This window comes from Actinomadura geliboluensis, from assembly GCF_043197915.1.
Classification (GTDB): Bacteria; Actinomycetota; Actinomycetes; order Streptosporangiales; family Streptosporangiaceae; genus Spirillospora; species Spirillospora geliboluensis.
In genome coordinates this window covers 206551-224389 of sequence record NZ_JBICUA010000006.1, presented here as the reverse complement: position 1 = coordinate 224389, position 17839 = coordinate 206551, and the positions used below count along the sequence as shown (strand labels likewise).

The window sequence follows — 17839 nt, the reverse complement described above, 5'->3', positions numbered from 1 at the left end:
GCGGCCAGGTGAGGTCAAGTCTGCGTCAGGGGACGGGACGGCAATGGCGATGCGTGTTCATGTGGTGGCGTAACGTCACCATGCTCTGTGGGGCGAGGAGGAGGCCCCATGTCCCCGAAGCTCAGCGTCGTCGTGCCGTTCCACAACATCGAGGAGTACTTCCAGGAGTGCCTGGAGTCGCTGGCCGGTCAGACGCTGCGCGACCTTGAGGTGATCCTGGTGGACGACGGGTCCACCGACGGCAGCGCCGTCATCGCCAAGGAGATGTGCGCCCGCGACCCCCGGTTCCGCCTGTTCATGCGTGAGCAGGAAGGTCCCGGGCCGGCCCGCAACGCGGGGGTGCGGCAGGCGCGGGGCGAGTACCTGGCCTTCGCCGACGCCGACGACGTCGTGGACCGGGACGCCTATACGCGGCTCGTCGCGTCCCTGGACCGGACGGGTTCCGACATGGCGGGCGGCAACGTCCAGCGCATGGACGAGGAGCGCACGTGGCAGTCGCCCCTGCACGACGGTGTGTTCACGGAGACGTGCCTGCGGACGCATGTGTCGTCCAAGCCGGTCCTCATGCGCGACCGCACGCCGTGGAACAAGGTGTACCGGCGTGCCTTCTGGGACAAGGCCGCTTTGGAGTTCCCCACCGGCTTCTACGAGGACCCTCCCGTCATGGCGCGCGCGCACGCGCTGGCCCGTTCCGTGGACGTCCTCAGTGAGACGGTCTACTACTGGCGCAGGCGGCCGGGGTCCATCACCGGCGACCGCCATGACCGGGACAACATCCAGCAGCGGTTCGCGTCCGCGTCCGCGCTGCGGGAGGCGATGGCCGAGTACGCGCCCCAGTTCCTGAACGCCTACGACGAGCACTCGCTCATCGAGATCGACCTCCGCATCCTCCTGGAGGCCCTCCCCAGAACGCAGGACGAGCACCGCGAGGAGCTCGTCGCGACGGGCGCCGCGCTGGCGCGCCGGATCGGCCCGCGCGTGCTGAAGCGGCAGCCCGCGATCATGCGCCTGCAACTGCACCTGCTCTGCCGCCGGATGCTGCCGGAACTGCTGGAGGTGCTGCGGTTCGTCCGGCTGCGGAGGGTGGCGGACGCGCCGCGCGTCCGGCGCGGCCTGCGGCACCGCTGGTACGCCGAGTTCCCGTTCTTCGAGGACGAGGAGCGGGGCGTCCCCGCGCACGTCTACGACGTGACCGACGAGCTGACGCCGGTCGCGGCGGTCGACCGCGCCGACTGGGTGGACGGGCGGCTCCGCATCGAGGGGCACGCCTACATCCGGCACCTGGACTCCTCCACCGAGGACGGGTCCCGCATCCGGCTGTGGCTGGTGGCGGCGAACAAGCGCGGCCTCATGCGCGTGCCGGTCACCCGGGTCCGCCGGCCGGACGTGACCGCCCGGTCGCGGCAGTCGGCGGTGTCCTACGACTGGTCCGGCTTCGCCGCCGAGATCGACCCGGCGGCGCTGAAGATGTTCGGGCGCTGGCGGGACGTCGACTGGGTGCCGTGCGTGGAGATCGTGAACCGGGGGCTGCGGCGCCGCGCCACGCTCGGCAACCCGCGCCTCACCCCCCGGCAGTGGCCGGACGACCTTGAGTGCGCGCCGGGCGTCCGCGTGCAGGGCGTCGCGGGGCGGCACCGTTTCACCGTGCAGGTGCGGCGGACGCCCGCCGCGGTCGTCGGCTGCCATCTGGAGGGCGGCGAGCTGTGCCTGGACGGCTGGACCCGCGCCCCGCTCGGCGACGAGCCGCGCGTCACCGCGACGCCGAAGGCGGGCCGGGCCACCGTGACGGGCCCGGTCGAGAGCGTCGGCGGCGAGGGGTTCCGGGCCCGGCTGCCCGTCGCCGGGCTGGTCCGGCGGGAGGGGAACTGGGAGATCGCCCTGCCGGGCGGCGTCAAGCCGTACCTGGACGCCGACGCGGCCGGGACCGGGCTGCCCTTCCCCGGCGGTGAGCTGGAGATCGCCAGGACGCGGCGGAGCACGCTGCGGATCGTCGTGCGCGGGCGGGCCCTCATCGTCGACGAGGTGTCCTGGTCGCCCGAGGGCGCCCTGCACCTGGCGGGGACGTGCACCGACCGCGTCGGACGGCCCGACTCGCTGACGCTGCGGCGGCGGCGCTCGTCCGAGGAGCACGCCGTCGGGCTGCTGTGGGACGGCGACCGCTTCACCGCGAAGTTCGCGCCCGCGCGCATGCCGGTGTTCGGGCTGTCGCGTCCTCTGGTGGCCGGCCGCTGGGACGTCCTCGCGACCGTCGGCGGGCAGGAGCAGCCGGTCGTCATCAGGCGCCACAGCCTGCGCGCCCTGCCGGAGCCCTTTGAGGCGGGCCTTCACCGCATCACCGTCCGCGTCCAGAAGACCGACCAACTGCTGCTGCGGGTCGAGACCGCCCTGGACGACGACGAGCGCGGGGCCTACGCGCAGAGCCGGATACGGTCCGGGCACTACAGGCGCCACCTCAACCTGCCCGTGCGCGACCTCGCCGTGTTCGACGCGTACCGGGGACGCCAGTACTCGTGCAACCCGCGCGGCATCTACGACGAGCTACGGCGGCGCGGCACCGACCTGGAATGCGTGTGGGTCACCGAGAACGGGCAGTTCGGCCGTCCGTCGGGTGCCCGCACCGTCCTGGTCGGCACGCGGGAGCACTACGAGGCTCTCGCCCGCGCGCGCTACGTGTTCGGCAACTGGTCGCAGAGGGACTGGTTCATCAAACGCGAAGACCAGACGTACGTGCAGTGCTGGCACGGCACGCCGCTGAAGAAGCTGGGCTACGACGTCAAGGAGATGCCCTTCAAGCGCACTGAGGGCGTCGACTGGATGGAGTACGACGTCCCCCAGTGGGATCTGCTCCTCGCGCAGAACGCGTTCTCCGTGCCGCTGTTCCGGCGGGCGTTCCGCTACGGCGGTGACGTCTTCCAGAGCGGCTATCCCCGCAACGACATCCTGAACAGCCCGCACCGCGAAGAGATCGCGGCGGCGGTCAGGCGGCGGCTCGGCATCCCCGGGCACAAGCGGGTCGTGCTGTACGCGCCGACATGGCGGGACGACTTCCACCACGCCATCGGGAAGCGCGCGTTCAGCCTCGAACTCGACCTCGACCAGTTCCGGGCCGCGCTCGGCCGCGACCACGTCCTGCTGCTGCGCACGCACTACCTCGTCACCGACCGGCCGAAGCTGCGGCCGGGCGACTGCGTGATGGACGTGTCCGTCTACCCCGACATCTCCGAACTCTTCCTGATCTGCGATGTGCTCGTCACGGACTACTCGTCGTCCATGTTCGACTTCGCCGTCACCGGCCGGCCGATGGTGTTCTTCGCCTACGACCTGGAGCGCTACCGCGACCACGTGCGCGGCTTCTACTTCGACTTCGACGCGGAGGCCCCCGGGCCGCTGCTGCGGACGTCGCGGGAGGTCGTCGAGGCGCTGCGCGACCCGGCCGCGCTCGACGCCGGGTTCCGGGACGCGCGCGCCGCGTTCACCGCCCGGTACTGCCCGCACGACGACGGCCAGGCCGCCGCCCGCGTCCTCGACCGCGTGCTGCGCTGACCCCGGCCGCCCGCCGCACCACCTCGCTCACCCCGCTTCCACCCCATCACGGAGTCGCTCGTGTCCCCGCAGATCAGCATCGTCGTCCCGTTCCGCAGCACCGGCGGCCGCCTCGCCGAGTGCCTGGAGTCGCTCGCCGCGCAGACGTTGCGCGACGTCGAGGTGCTCATGGTGGACGACGCGGCCGACGACGGCGACGTCGCCGTCGCCGAGGAGTTCGCCGGGCGCGACGACCGCTTCACGCTGCTGCGGCCCGATCCGGACGCACCCGCCGGTGACGCCGGCGTCGAACAGGCCAAGGGCAGGTACCTGGCGTTCGCGGACGGCGAGGACGCGCTCCCGCCCTACGCCTACGAACTGCTGGTCGGCACCCTGGACTCCACCGGATCGGACGTCGCCGGCGGAAACGTCATGTGCCTGGACGAGGACCAGGTGTGGCAGTCCCCGCTGCACAGCGAGCCCTACGCGAAGACGATGCGGTCGACGCACGTGACCCGGCACCCCGCCCTCCTCCAGGACCGGATGCTCTGGAACAAGGTCTACCGCCGTTCGTTCTGGGACGCGCACAACCTCGAACTGGGCACGGACCAGGACGCCCTGGTCGCCGTCCAGACCCAGCTCCTGGCCTCCCTCGTGGACGTGCTGGACACGACCGTCTACTACTGGCGCGACCGCCCGGGAACCGCGACGCGGCTCCGTCCTGACTCGGCCAACATCACCCACCGGATGGCGACCCTCACCGCCGTGCGGAACTACGTCCACGACCACGCGCCGGAGCTTCTCGCCGTCCACGACATGTTCGCGCTGGACCTCGACGTGCGCGAGCTGATGCTCGCCCTGCCGGGCGCCACCGACGAGGAGCGCGAGCGCCTGGTCAAGCTGGGCGCTGAGGTCGTCGCCGACGCCGACCGTTCGGCCGCCGCCGGGCTGGAGGCGATCCGGCGCCTGGAACTGCACCTGCTCAGCGAGCGGAAGGTGCCCGAACTGCTCGACGTGCTCCGCTTCGAGGCGAACGGCCTCCAGGACGTGCCGGTCGTGTCCAAGGGGCGCCTGCGTCCGCGCTGGTACGCCCGCTACCCGTTCTACGAGGACGCTGAGCTCCGCATCCCCGAGGCCGTGTACGAGGTCACCGAGGAGATCGGCCTGCTGGCGGACGTCGACGGGGTCGAATGGGACGTCGACACCCTCATCGTCCAAGGGCACGCCCGCTTCGACCGGTTCGAGGTGTCGTCGGAGGCGGACTCCCGCATCCGGCTCTGGATGCGGGACGCGAAGACCGGGCGGGAGATCCGGCTGCCGGTGGAGCGGGTCCGCCGCCCGGACGTCACGGCGGCGTCAGGCCAGTCGGCGGTGTCCTACGACTGGTCCGGTTTCACCGCGCGAGTGGAGCCGGAGTACCTGCTGGACGGCGACGAGTGGCGGACGGCCACCTACGAGCTGTTCGCCGAGGTCTCCACGGCGGGGCGCAGGGCGGCGCAGCGGCTCACCACGACCGCCCCGGCCGTGCGCTGGACGGCGGCGCGGCAGGTGGACGAGCACGTCGCCGTCCAGCCCGCCGCCGGTGACGACGACCTGTTCGTGGTCCACGTCAAGCGGGCCAAGGCCGTCCTCACCCGCATCCGCGTCGACGGGGACGCGCTCGAACTGTCCGGCTGGACGCGGCGCGCCCTCGGCGCCGGCGCCGCCATGGTCGCGGCCCGCCGGCACGGCGGGGAGGAGGTCCGCGGCGAGGTGACGCTGCGCCAGTCGTCCGTCCTGCGGATGGCGGAGGGCACCGGCTTCGACTTCACGGCCCGGCTGCCGCTGGAGTTCCTGTCCTCCCTGCGGGACGGCCCCGCACCCCGCCAGGCGCACCTGCGGGACGCCATCGACTGGGACGTCCGGCTGACCGGCGAGGGCGGCCCGCTGCGGCTCACCGTCGCGAGCAACGTCAAGCCGGTGCGCTGCCTGCTGCCCGCGGCCGCCGGCGGCGGGCGCAGGGAGTTCGCGCTGACGCGGACGGCGTTCGGCAACCTGCGCGGCGTCGAGCGCAGCGTCCGCCCGGTCGTCCGGACGGCCGAGTGGGACGCCGACGGACGGCTCACGCTGCACGGCGACTTCGCCGCCCCCGAGAACCGCCCCGACCATTTCGTGCTCCGGCGGCGCAGGTCCGGCGACGAGCAGCGCGTCCCCGTCACCTGGGAGGACGGCAACTTCTCCGCGGCCTTCACACCTGCCGCCATGGCCGTCTTCGGGACGGACCTGCCGTTGAGCAGCGGCACATGGGACGTGCTGGCGCGATCCACCGAGGGGGACGTGGCGGTCGTCGTCGAGCGCGAGGCGATCCCGGCGCTGCCCGCCTGGCGGCGCGTCGGCACGCACGAGTTCGAGGTGGGCGTCCACCAGATCGATGCGCTGGTACTGCACAGCCGTCCCGCCTACGGCGACGACGAGCGAGGCGGGCACGCGCAGGTGCAGCTCTGGCAGCGCGACTACCCCGTCTACCTGCGCAGCCCCCTGGCGGACGTCGTCGTCTTCTGCAGCTACGCCGGAACCCAGTACAGCTGCAGCCCCAGGGCCATCTACGAGGAACTCGTACGCCGCAACACCGACGTGGAATGCGTGTGGGTCACCCAGGACGGCCAGTTCTCCATCGACGCCCAAGAGGACGCCAAGACCAGGACGGTGCTGGAAGGAACCCGCGAGCACTACCGCGTGCTCGCGCGCGCACGGCACATCATCACCAACCACTGCCTTCCCGGCTGGTACATGAAGCGTGAGGGCCAGACCTACGTCCAGACCTGGCACGGCACCCCGCTGAAGCGCATCGGCCACGACCTCAAGGACGTCCCCTACCAGCGCAGCGAGCAGCGGCCCTGGCTGGACTGGGAGGTGCCGCGATGGGACCTGCTGCTGTCCCCGAGCCCGTACGCCACCGAGGTCATGCGTCAGGCGTTCCAGTACGAGGGCGAGGTCATGGAGGCGGGCTATCCGCGCAATGACGTCCTCAGCACCCCCGAGTGGGAGAACATCGGGACGGGCATACGCAAGCGCCTAGGGATCCCCGACGGCAAGAAGGTCGTCCTGTACGCCCCGACCTGGCGGGACGACCGGCGCCACGCCCCCGGCAAGCAGGGCTTCTCCCTCGCACTCGACATGGACGCCATGCGCCAGGCACTGGGCGACGACCACATCGTCCTCCTGCGGGCCCACCACGCCGTCACGGACAAGGCCCCTGTGGTGACGGACGACTTCGTCATCGACGTCACCCGCTACCCCGACGTGGCCGAGCTCTACATGGCGGCGGACGTGCTCGTCACGGACTACTCGTCCGCCATGTTCGACTATGCCGTCCTAGGGCGCCCCATCGTCCTCTACACCTACGACCTGGAGTGGTACCGCGACCATCTGCGCGGCCTCTACATCGACCTGGAGGTGGAGGCGCCCGGCCCGCTCGTGAGGACGCCGGCAGAGGTCGCCGAGGCGGTCAGGGCCGCGCCCGGCAGCGAGGAGCAGTACGCGGACGCCTACGACCGCTTCTTCGTGAAGTACTGCCCGCATGACGACGGGAAGGCGGCGGCCAGGGTCGTCGACCGCCTCTTCGGCGACGGGAGCGCGTGACGGGGCGCGCGTGACGGGGGCGCGTGACGGGGGCGCGTGACGGGGGCGCGTGACGGAGGGCGCATGACGGAGGGCGCATGACGGAGGGCGCGTGACGGGTCAGCCGGGGCGGCGGGCCCGCGCGAACAGCCAGGTCCCGGGGCAGCCGCCCAGCGGCAGCCGCCGCTCCAGCGCGGCGGACAGCCGCAGCGCCTCGTTGGCGAGCGGGTGCAGCGGGGCGAGGTCCTCGCGGCGGGCCGTCCGGTGCCTGAACCGGCGCAGGAGCGGCCGGAGCAGCACGCCCCGGCTCCACAGCCCCTCCAGCACCAGCCCGGCGCCCTCGACCAGCTCGGTGAGCGCCCGGCGGGTGTAGCGGCGGACGCGGCCGACCGCGACGTCATGAGCCGACCACAGCGCCATGTCGCACGGCACGGACACGAGCGCGACGCCGCCCGGCCGCAGCACCCGGGCGATCTCCGCCGCCGCGCGCGCGTCGTCCTCGATGTGCTCCAGGACGTCCAGCGCCAGCGCCAGGTCGTACTCGGACGGCGGCAGCGGCAGGTAGCGCGCGTCGCCCTCGTACGCCTCGGTGCCGTGCGCGCGCGCCAGGGACACCGCGTCCGGGCTCAGGTCGATGCCCGTCGCGTGCCAGCCGTGCTCGGCGAGGACCCGGCAGGCCGCGCCGGACGCGCAGCCGATGTCGACGGCCGTCCCCGGCATGCTGAACCGCAGCAGCTCCGCGGTCAGGACGTCCCGCCGCTCGCGGTACCACCAGTTGTCGTTCTCGATCCGCGCGACCCGCTGGAGCTCGATCGTGTCCACGGGACAAGCCGACGGCATCGGCGGCGGCGCGTTCCACCGTCGTCGCCGTACACGGGCGGATCGTTGACCCGTGCTTGACCCCGCCCCTGCGCTCGGCCCTCCGCCGACCGGCACTGCCGACCGGCCCCGCGGACCGGTCGCGGCGTCAGCGCTTGCGGCGGCGGCGCCGCAGGAGGAACCGGATGGCGAGCAGCAGCGCGACCAGCCCGCCGAGCGCCGGGACGGCCCGCTTGGCGACCGAGGGCCCCGCAACCTCCAGCAGGTCGATCGCGTCCTCCTCGTCCGCCACGTGCAGCGGGCGCCGCTCGGGACGCTCCGGCGCGGCGGCGGGGACGGCCGCCTCGGCCCTGGCGGCGGCCTCCTCCGTGGCCTTCACGGGGCCCGGCTTGTCCTCCGGCTCCGCGGGCGCCTCCGGCTCCAGGTCCGGCACGGCGACGGGCTTGGCGGGGGCCTCGGCCGCCCCGGCCGGCGCCGCCGGCGCCTCGGCGGCCCCGGCCGCCTCGCCGGACGACTCCAGCTCGGCCGCCAGCGCCTTCGCGAACCGCGCGATGATCTTCGAACCGACCTCGGACAGGATGTTGCGGCCGAACTGCGCGGGCCGCCCCGTCACGTTCAGCTTGGTGTGCACGGCCACCCGCGTGGTGCCGTCCTCGGCGTGCAGCCGCGCCTGGACGGTCGCCGACGCCGTGCCGGAGCCGCGCGCCTCCTTCGCGGCGGCCTCCATCGTCACGGCGCGGCCGGCCTCGTCCGCCGAGACGATCCGCGCGGTGCCGCGGTAGGTGATGGTCATCGCGCCGACCTTCACCTTCATCCGCCCCGAGTACTCCTCGCCGTCGACCGAGTCGAGCGTCGCGCCCGGCATGCAGGCCGCGACCCGCTCCACGTCGAGCAGCACCGACCAGGCCTGATCCACCGGTACGGGGACGGTGAATTCGTGGTCGAGCTCCATGAGCAAAGTCCTTATCGTCCGGAGAACTTGTCCGCGACCCTACGGCGGTGGTCCGCCGCGTCGCCAGTGGGGTCCGCCGACAGGCGGTCCGTTACCCGGCGGGGGTGCGATCATGCGGCCGGGCCCCGGGGCGACGGGGCCCGGCCGCATGCTCGCGGCTCGGATCAGCCGGCGGCCGCCGCCAGCGCCCGCGCGGTGAGCACCGTCGCCAGATGCGTCCGGTACTCCGACGAACCGTGCAGGTCGGTGGGCGGCTCGGTGCCGGCCGCGGCCTGCGCGGCGGCGGTGCGGTACGCGTCCTCGGACGCGGGCCCGCCCCGGACGGCGGTCTCGACCGCGCTCGCCCGCACGGGCACCGGGCCCATGCTGCTCAGCGCGACCCGCGCCTCCCCGACGCCGTCACCGTCGCGGCGGACGGCGCACGCGACGCCGACGATCGCCCACGCCTGCGCCGTCCGGTGGAACTTCTCGTAGTGCACGCCCCAGCCCGCGCCGAGCTTCGGCACGCGCACGCCCACGAGCAGCTCGTCGGGTTCCATCGCCGTCGTCATCCAGTCGACGAAGAACTCCGCCGCGGGGATCTCCCGCTCGCCGCGCACGGACCGGACGAGCAGCACCGCGTCCAGCGCCAGCGCGACCGCGGGCAGGTCGGCGGCCGAGTCGGCGTGGGCGAGCGACCCGCCGAACGTGCCGCGGTGCCGGACGGCCGGGTCGGCGACCGTCTCCGTCGTCACCGCGATCAGCGGGGCGTGCTCGCGCACCAGCGGGTCGCGCATCACCTGGTGGTGCGTCGCCATCGCGCCGATGACGATCGCGTCGCCGGCGTCGCGGATCTCGCGGAGCCCGTCGAGCCGGTCCAGGTCGATCAGCGCGTCCGGGATGGCGAGCCGCATCCGCAGCAGCGGCATCAGGCTCTGCCCGCCGGCCAGCACCTTCGCGTCCTCGCCCGCGTCCGACAGCGCCCTGACGGCGTCGTCGACCGTGGCGGGCCGCGCGTAGTCGAACGTCGCGGGGATCACAGGTCACCTCCGGCCGAGCCGAGCCCGCCGCCGGCGCCCGGTTCGGCGGCCGCGGGCGTGGATTCGGCGCGCAGCGCGCGCCAGACGCGTTCGGGCGTGCACGGCATCGGCACGTCGTGGACGCCGTGCGGGCGCAGCGCGTCCACGATCGCGTTGACGACCGCCGGGGTGGAGGCGATCGTGCCCGCCTCGCCGACGCCCTTCACGCCCATCGGGTTGGACGTGGCCGGGGTCTCCGTGCGGTCGGTCGTGAACGTCGGCAGGTCCATCGCCGACGGGATCAGGTAGTCGGCCATCGTGGTCGTCGTCAGGTTGCCGTCGTCGTCGTACACGGCCTCCTCGTAGAGCGCCTGCGCGATGCCCTGCGCGAGCCCGCCGTGGACCTGGCCCTCCACGATGAGCGGGTTGACGACCTTGCCGACGTCGTCGACCGCCACGTACTTGCGGATCTTCACCATGCCCGTCTCGGTGTCGACCTCCGCCGCGCACAGGTGCGTGCCGTGCGGGAAGGAGAAGTTGTCCGGGTCGAACGTGGCGTCGGAGTCGAGCGAGGGCTCGATGCCGTCCGGCAGGTCGTGCGCGGCGAACGCGGCCAGCGCGACCTCCTGCAGCGTCTTGCCCTCCTGCTGGACGCCGCGGACGCTGAACCGCCCGCCGCTGAACTCCAGGTCCTGCTCGGACGCCTCCAGCAGGTGCGCGGCGACCTTGCGGGCCTTGTCGACGACCTTTTCGCAGGCGGAGAACAGCGCGACCCCGCCCACGGCCAGGGAACGGGACCCGTAGGTGTCCATGCCCTTGTGCGAGATGGCGGTGTCGCCGTGCAGGACCTTCACGTCCTCGAACGGGACGCCGAGCCTGTCCGCGGTGATCTGCGCCCAGGCCGTCTCATGGCCCTGCCCATGCGCGGACGAGCCCGTGACCACCTCGACCTTGCCGGACGGCAGGACGCGCACAGCCGCGTGCTCCCATCCGCCTGCGCCGTAGGAGAGCGAGCCCAGCACGCGCGAGGGCGCGAGCCCGCACATCTCCGTGAACGTGGACACGCCGATGCCGAGCTGGACGGGGTCTTGCCGTTCCCTCCGGTCGGCCTGCTCGGCGCGGAGCTTGTCGTACTCGAACAGCTCCAGGGCCTTGTCGGTCGCCGCCTCGTAGTTGCCGGAGTCGTAGGTGAGGCCCGCGATCGTCTCGTACGGGAACTCCTCGTGCTTGATCCAGTTGCGGCGGCGCACCTCGATGGGGTCGATGCCGAGCTCGTTGGCGAGCTCGTCCATCAGCCGCTCGATCGCGTACGTGGCCTCGGGACGGCCCGCGCCCCGGTACGCGTCCGTGGGCATCTTCGTCGTGAAGACGCCCGTGCAGGTGAACGACAGTGCGTCCATCTTGTAGATGCCGTTGAACATGAACGCGCCCAGCAGCGGGATGCCGGGCGTGACCAGCATGAGGTACGCGCCCATGTCGGCCAGCAGATCCACCTTCAGGCCGCGGATCCGGCCGTCGCGGTCGGCCGCGAGCGTGAGCCGCTGGATCTGGTCGCGCCCGTGGTGGACGGTCATGTTGCCCTCGCTGCGCGTCTCCGTCCACTTGACCGGGCGGCCGAGCCGGCGGGCCAGCAGCAGCGCGAGCACCTCCTCCCCGTACACCTGGAGCTTGGAGCCGAAGCCGCCGCCCACGTCCGGGGCGACGACCCTGATCCGGTGCTCGGGGATGCCGGTGACCGTGGCCAGCATCAGCCGCAGGATGTGCGGGATCTGCGTCGCCGAGTACAGCGTGAACTCGTCGCCCTCCGGGACGCACAGCACCGACCGCGGCTCCATCGCCGTGGGGATGAGCCGCTGCTGGACGTAGCGGCGCTCGATGACGACCGGGGCGTCCCTCATCGCCGCGTCGAGATCCCCGTTCTCGAACACCCACGTGTAGGACTTGTTCGTCCCCAGGTCGTCGTGCACGAGGTCGGCGCCCTCGGCCAGTGCCGCCTCCATGTCCACCACCGCGGACAGCGGCTCGTAGTCGACGTCGATCTCTTCCAGGGCGTCCACGGCGGCGGCCTTGTCGCGGGCGATGACGCACGCCACGGGTTCACCGACGTAGCGCACCTCGGTCACCGCCATGGGCGGGTGGTCCGGGTGCTTCATGTCCTCGGTGACGACCCATGCGCACGGCAGCGACCCCTGCTCGTCGGCGAGGTCCTGCCCGCTGAACACCGCGACCACGCCGGGACTCTTCTTCGCCTGGGACGTGTCGACGCCCGTGATCCGCGCGTGGGCGAGGGGGCTGCGCAGGAACGCCACGTGCAGCGTGCCCGCCGGGGTCATGTTGTCGGTCCACCGGGTGCGGCCGGTGATGAGCCGGGCGTCCTCCGACCGCTTGCGCGGACTGCCGACCTCCTGCACGGTCACGGCGTCACCTCCCGCCCGGCGGGCTCGCGCATCTCGCTCGCCGCCCGCCGCACCGCCTTGACGATGTTCTGGTAGCCCGTGCACCGGCACAGGTTGCCCTCAAGCCCCTCCCGGACCTCCGCCTCGGACGGGTCGGGGTTCTCCCGCAGCAGATCCAGCGACGCCATGATCATGCCGGGCGTGCAGTAGCCGCACTGGAGCGCGTGCTCCTCGTGGAAGGCGCGCTGCATCGGATGCGTTTCACCGTCGATGCCGAGGCCCTCGACGGTCGTCACGTCGCGGCCGTCCGCCTGGACGGCCAGCACGGAGCAGCTCTTCACGCTCATCCCGTCCATCAGGACGGTGCAGGCTCCGCAGTTGCTGGTGTCGCACCCGACCGGGGTCCCGACCTTTCCCAGCCGTTCGCGCAGATAGTGGACGAGAAGGAGGCGCGGTTCGACGTCGTCTTCGTACGTCGTCCCGTCGACCTCGACACGGATACGTGGCATGCGTTTCTCCCAGGGAACGTCTCGGGGTGGACATGGAGAGAGAAGTCCCCAGGGCGGGGCGCGCTGGTCAGGCCACGTCATCGGGGCCACCTCCGTGGAAGGCGACCCTACGAACCTATGCCGGGGTTGAATTCCGTACTAGCCCCTGGGATCGCTTATTTACCGACGTCTGATGCAACGATGGCCGTTGTTGCACGCGAAAAGGAACCTTCGGGGTAAGAGGGCGTTATGTTCCTCTTCTCCTCCTCTCGCCTTGGCTGTCTGGGTTCCTTGGCTCTGACGCTGGTCCTCAGCGGGCTCGTCTATCTGCTCATCAGCCGCTGACCCGGTGCCCGGCCCGGCGGCCGTTCAGCGGCGCGGCGAGAGGGTCTCGGTGTGCAGGGCGGTGCCGTGGAGGTCCCGCAGGTGGACGGTGAGCGTCTCCGACCGTCCGTCGATCTCGACCTCCCCGAAGAACTGGAAGCCCTCGGCCGGGGACGTGTTCGCGCGAGGCGGCGCCTGGACGAACTTGAGCTGGGGACCGAACGTGCCGTCGAGCTTGTTAGGTCCAAAGGCGCCGGCGTTGAGCGGCCCGGAGACGAACTCCCAGAACGGATCGAAGTCGGAGAAGGCGGCCTTCGCGGGGTCGTAGTAGTGGGCCGCCGTGTAGTGGACGTCGGCGGTCAGCCAGACCATGTTCCGGACGCGGTGCCGCCGCGCGTAGGAGAGCAGGTCGGCGATCTCGCGCTCCCGGCCGAGCGGGGCGCCGCCGTCGCCCTGGGCGGCGGACTCCTGCGCGGTGCCGTCGGGGACGATCAGCCCGATGGGCAGGTCCGCCGCGACGACCTTCCAGGTGGCCTTCGAGTGGCGCAGCTCGCGCTTGAGCCAGGCCGCCTGCTCGGCGCCGAGCAGGCCGTCCCGCTGGGTCGGGGACGTGCCGGCGTCGTTCGGGGACTTGTACGTCCGCATGTCGAGCATGAAGACGTCCAGCAGCGGGCCGTAGGAGATCTTCCGGTAGAGGCGGCCGGAGCGCGCGGTACGGACGGGCGTGTATTCGAGCATCGCCCTGCGCGCGCGCCCCGCCAGGACGTCCACCCGCTTCTCGGTGTACTGCGGGAGGTCGAGGATCTCACCCGGGTACCAGTTGTTCGTGACCTCGTGGTCGTCCCACTGGTAGAGCATCGGGACCCGCGCGTTGAACGCCCTGAGGTTCGCGTCCATCAGGTTGTAGCGGAACTGCCCTCGGTACTCGGCGAGCGTCTGCGCGACGGCCGACTTCTCCTCGGTGACGATGTTGCGCCACGTACGGCCGTCCGGGAGCGCCACCGTCTCGGTCAGAGGGCCGTCGGAGTAGACGAAGTCGCCGCTGCACAGGAAGAAGTCGGGGTCGCGGCGGTCCATCGCCGTGAAGATGCGGTAGCCGCCCAGGTCGGGGTTGATGCCCCAGCCCTGGCCGGCGAGGTCGCCCGACCAGACGAAGCGGATGTCCTGCCGCCGCCGGGGCGCGGTGCGCAGCCGCCCGGCGACCGGCTCGGACGACAGCCCCCGGTCGAGGTCGGCCAGCCGCACCCGGTAGTGCAGCTCCTCGCCCGGCGGCAGGCCGCGCAGCAGCGCCTTGCCGGTGAGGTCGGTGTCCGGGGTCACGACGGGGCCGCGCACGGTGCGGGCGTCCCGGAAGTCGGGCCGGCGGCCCACCTCGACGAGCATCCGGGCGGGACGGTCGGAACGCGCCCACACCACGGCCTCCCGCGCGGTCACGTCGCCGCTCTGCACGCCGTGCGTGAGGGCCGGGCGGCCGCGCAGCAGCGCCGCGGCGGGCCGCGCGGCCATGGTCGGCAGCGCCGCGGCGCCGGTCATCAGGAGGCCACCGCGCAGCACGGTTCGACGGTCCATGGGTGCTCCGTTCCTTGATCCGCTCCCGGGCATGCTCGCCGGGCGGAACGGATTCGCGGTGGACACGCGGTGATCGGTTTGACAATCCTCGGTGACCGAGTGTCTCCTTGTGCTCGTGACCCAGCGCCCGTCGACCCAGGCGTCGACCAGCAGCCCCGTGGCCCTGCGCCGCGCGGCCAGCGCGCTGTGTCCTTCGTGTTGTCGCTGAACCGTTCGCACCGGCCCGACATCCGTACACACGAAGGACCCGTCTTCCCATGGACCTCTCCGTGGTTCCCGACATCGCCATGCGCGGCCAGGACGATCCGCACGGCCGCGCCGTCGCCGTCCGCCCGCCGACCGCCGGGCAGCTCGCCGCCCGTGTCCGCGACCTGGCCGGACGCCCCGACGCGTGGTGGCGGCTCGTCCGGTTCGACGCGGCCGGCCCGCGGGACGTCCCGCTCGGCGACGGCGTCTGGCTGACGACCTGGCCGCCCGGCCACGGCGGCACCGTGCACGGCGGCGTCAGCACGCTCGTCGCGGGGGAGCTGGCCGTCGTCGCGATCACCGAGCGCGGCGTCACCGAGCGGCCGCTGCGCGCCAACCGGGTCCGCGTGCACGGCGGCCCGCAGGCGCTCACGAACCCCGGCCCGGCCTTCGCCGTCAGCCTGCACGCCGTCAGCACGCCCGCCGTCGGCCTGCACGCCGCCGAGCCGGACGCCCGGCCTTAACGCGGCTCGTCGGTGAGGTAGCGGGACGCCGCCTCCCGTCCGACGAGCGGCAGCAGCGCGAAGTAGGTCAGCGAGGGCAGCAGCGACGGCAGTTCCGCCGCGTCGCCCGTCTCCATCTGGACGTGGATCGCGCTGTAGACGCCGCCCACGATCGCGTCGACCACGGCGACCGGGACGGGCGGCAGCGACGGGCCGGTGAAGAACGCGCGGAACCGGGCGAGGTCGTCCAGCCGCGCCTGCCGGACCTGCGGGCCCGCCGCGTGCGCCTCCACCAGCGACGCCCGCGCGAACCGGGGCTCGCGGGCCAGCGCGGCGAGCAGCGTGCGCAGCGCCGCGTGGATCCCGTCCGGGGTGCTCGGCGCCGCCTCGTACGCCTGCGTCATGCGGCCGAGCAGGATGTCCATGCCGCGCCGGTAGGCGGCGAGGAAGCACTCGTCCAGATCGGTGAAGTGCGCGTAGAACGTCTTCTTGGTGACGCCGGCGGCCTCGGTGACCCGGCTGATCGTGGTGTGCGCGAACCCGCGCTCGGAGACGACCTGGACGAACGCGTCGATCAGCCGCCCCCGCTGGATGCCGGCGACGGTCTCGGGGGAGAGGCCGTGCCGTCCGGGCTTGATGGCGCGGCCCGGGTCCAGCGCGGACCGGGATCCGGGCAGCACGTCCGCGCAGCCCGCGTCGGGCGCCCCGGCCTGCCCCGTCATGGAAACCCGCTCCCGGAGATCCGCTCCCTCATCTGCCGTCGGGGATCACCCTACTTCCCGTTCCCCCGCGGCGGGATCAGCGCGGGCCGCGACGGCGGGACCGGAGCGGGCGGCGGCGGGATCAGCGCAGGTGCCGGCGGCGCCCGCGGGTCAGCACCCGGACGGTCCCGACGAGGCCGAGGCCGATCAGCACCACCGGGGCCAGCACGGTCCCGGACAGGATCCGCTCGTCCGACAGCCCCTCGGCGAGGAACAGCCCCGCCAGGGCGAGGAAGAACACCCCCGTCACCGGCCCCGCCGGGTCGAACCGGTACCGCTTCACCGCGCTCCCCGCGCTCTCTCGCCGCTCAGCCACGGTTCACGTCCACGTCTCCGACCTTCCCGCGTATGCGCAGCTCGATCAGCGGCGGGTTGCCGCCCGGCGTCTCCGGTTCGAGCACCTGCGTGACCTTGGCGTTGGGCCCGCTCGTCGTCCGGTTCTGGACGCGCAGGTCGCCGAGCGTGATCCGCGCGTCCACGGTGACCCGGGCGCCGGGCGGCAGCGTGACCGCCAGCCCGCCGAGGAGCACCTCCGCGTCGATGGTGACGCGCTGGCCAGGGGCGATCGGCAGCGCGGTGAGGTCGAGGTCGCCCTGGCCGACGCCGACCTTGTAGACCTGGTTCGTCTGCGACATGTCGGTGGGACGCCAGTCGACGGCCCCGTACTCGGCGTTGCGCGGCATGTCCCCCGCCACGGTCGTGGTCAGCATGCTCAGGGTCAGCAGGGTGCCCGCCGTGGCGAGGCCCCGCGTCCGGAACCAGCCGCCGACGACGAGGCCGAGCCCGACGACCGCGAGCGCGGGCGCCATGACGATCAGCCACGAGTCGGGCGCCGGGTACCCGTTCGCGACGGGGATCAGCGCCGCGCCCGCCGCCATCGCGGCCAGCAGCGTGATCGCGGTCGCCGGCGACCGGTCGCGCTTCCCGCACGCCTCCCGCTCGGCCTTCGCCGCGGGGACGTCCTCGGTGTGCGCGCCGGCGCGCGTGGCGGAGTACTCGGCGAGGTCGATCATTCCGGCGGGCAGCCCGCCGCCCGCCCGCGGCCCCTCGGGGACGTCCTTGTCGAGCGACACGCCGCCCGCCGCCGGCCGCTCCCACGCGGCGGACGGCTCCGGCGGGTGCCCGGCGAGCCGCTCGGGGACCGACCGCGCGGCGGCCACCAGGTCCGCGCCCCGCGAGTGCGCCACCACCAGCACCAGCCCGAACACCACCATCACGGCGATCGTGTCGGTGTAGGCCCCGCCGAGCAGGCTGAGTGCGACGCCGACGCACAGCAGCGCGCCGAGGATCGACAGGACGGCCTGCGCGTCGAACCACCGCTTGAACAGCTGCTCCGCGAGCGACGACTCGCCGGGGCTCCCGGGCATCAGCAGCGCCGCCGCGATGTAGAGGAGGACCCCCTGCCCGTGCGCCAGCACGAGGATCGCGAAGCCCACCCGGAAGACGACCGGGTCGATGCCGGTGTAGCGGCCGAGCCCCGTGCACACGCCGGCGAGGAGCCGCCGGTCGGCCTCGCGCGTCAGCCGCGAGTAGCCCGGCCCCTTCCGCTCCCGCGTCGCCTGCTCAGCGTCCATGCCTGCCATGCCCATGCACATATGGTGGCCTGCGGCCCGCCGCGCGGGGTATCGGGGACGTCCCTGACCCGACCCTGAACCGGGACCGGGGTAGGTCCCTGATGCGGTCCGGGCCCAGGGCGTGTGACGATCGGTGACGTGGGAGTT

At 72.9% G+C, this 17839-nt stretch carries 12 protein-coding genes; 3 read left to right on the top strand and 9 right to left on the bottom strand.

What is annotated here, in order from left to right; all coding sequences use genetic code 11:
• The first annotated feature begins 108 nt into the window (after positions 1–108).
• On the top strand, positions 109–3543 hold the full coding sequence (locus tag ACGFI1_RS21020) for a bifunctional glycosyltransferase/CDP-glycerol:glycerophosphate glycerophosphotransferase (RefSeq protein ID WP_392787193.1): 3435 nt from the start codon (positions 109–111) through the stop codon (positions 3541–3543).
• A 60-nt stretch (positions 3544–3603) separates the two neighbouring features.
• Positions 3604–7143 (top strand): bifunctional glycosyltransferase/CDP-glycerol:glycerophosphate glycerophosphotransferase, encoded by a 3540-nt coding sequence (locus tag ACGFI1_RS21015; protein WP_392787190.1) that lies wholly within the window; start codon positions 3604–3606, stop codon positions 7141–7143.
• A gap of 99 nt (positions 7144–7242) precedes the next feature.
• On the opposite strand, the gene ACGFI1_RS21010 is transcribed toward ACGFI1_RS21015, so the two are convergent.
• The 6 genes from ACGFI1_RS21010 to ACGFI1_RS20985 all read right to left on the bottom strand — a co-directional run bounded on the left by ACGFI1_RS21010 (position 7243) and on the right by ACGFI1_RS20985 (position 14668).
• Positions 7243–7944 carry a class I SAM-dependent methyltransferase gene (locus ACGFI1_RS21010; RefSeq protein ID WP_392787188.1) on the bottom strand — a complete coding sequence of 234 codons (702 nt, stop codon included), beginning with the start codon at positions 7942–7944 and terminating at the stop codon, positions 7243–7245.
• Between the two features lie 145 nt (positions 7945–8089).
• Positions 8090–8893, bottom strand: coding sequence for an SRPBCC family protein (locus ACGFI1_RS21005; RefSeq protein WP_392787184.1), 804 nt, complete (start codon positions 8891–8893; stop codon positions 8090–8092).
• A 164-nt stretch (positions 8894–9057) separates the two neighbouring features.
• The gene (locus ACGFI1_RS21000; protein WP_138634532.1) at positions 9058–9912 is read right to left on the bottom strand and encodes an FAD binding domain-containing protein; all 855 of its coding nucleotides are present in this window, start codon (positions 9910–9912) and stop codon (positions 9058–9060) included.
• Positions 9909–12308 carry a xanthine dehydrogenase family protein molybdopterin-binding subunit gene (locus tag ACGFI1_RS20995; RefSeq protein ID WP_386876039.1) on the bottom strand — a complete coding sequence of 800 codons (2400 nt, stop codon included), beginning with the start codon at positions 12306–12308 and terminating at the stop codon, positions 9909–9911. The genes ACGFI1_RS21000 and ACGFI1_RS20995 overlap by 4 nt, the downstream gene beginning before the upstream one ends.
• Positions 12305–12796: a (2Fe-2S)-binding protein gene (locus ACGFI1_RS20990; RefSeq protein WP_138634538.1), complete on the bottom strand. Its 492-nt coding sequence runs from the start codon at positions 12794–12796 to the stop codon at positions 12305–12307. Before ACGFI1_RS20990 ends, ACGFI1_RS20995 begins: the two co-directional genes overlap by 4 nt.
• Positions 12797–13144: 348 nt before the next feature.
• The gene (locus tag ACGFI1_RS20985; protein WP_392787182.1) at positions 13145–14668 is read right to left on the bottom strand and encodes an alkaline phosphatase D family protein; all 1524 of its coding nucleotides are present in this window, start codon (positions 14666–14668) and stop codon (positions 13145–13147) included.
• Positions 14669–14925: 257 nt separating this feature from the next.
• Here ACGFI1_RS20985 and ACGFI1_RS20980 point away from each other — a divergent pair, with 257 nt between their 5' ends.
• Positions 14926–15378, top strand: a complete 453-nt coding sequence (locus ACGFI1_RS20980) for a cysteine dioxygenase (RefSeq protein ID WP_392732604.1) — start codon at positions 14926–14928, stop codon at positions 15376–15378.
• On the opposite strand, the gene ACGFI1_RS20975 is transcribed toward ACGFI1_RS20980, so the two are convergent.
• The 3 genes from ACGFI1_RS20975 to ACGFI1_RS20965 form a co-directional block, all read right to left on the bottom strand.
• Complete coding sequence (locus ACGFI1_RS20975; protein ID WP_138634543.1) at positions 15375–16079, bottom strand: TetR/AcrR family transcriptional regulator; 705 nt, start codon at positions 16077–16079, stop codon at positions 15375–15377. The genes ACGFI1_RS20980 and ACGFI1_RS20975 overlap by 4 nt on opposite strands.
• A 121-nt stretch (positions 16080–16200) precedes the next feature.
• Positions 16201–16434 (bottom strand): hypothetical protein, encoded by a 234-nt coding sequence (locus ACGFI1_RS20970; protein WP_138634546.1) that lies wholly within the window; start codon positions 16432–16434, stop codon positions 16201–16203.
• Positions 16427–17707 carry a PspC domain-containing protein gene (locus tag ACGFI1_RS20965; RefSeq protein ID WP_392787180.1) on the bottom strand — a complete coding sequence of 427 codons (1281 nt, stop codon included), beginning with the start codon at positions 17705–17707 and terminating at the stop codon, positions 16427–16429. The genes ACGFI1_RS20970 and ACGFI1_RS20965 overlap by 8 nt, the downstream gene beginning before the upstream one ends.
• Positions 17708–17839: the final 132 nt, after the last annotated feature.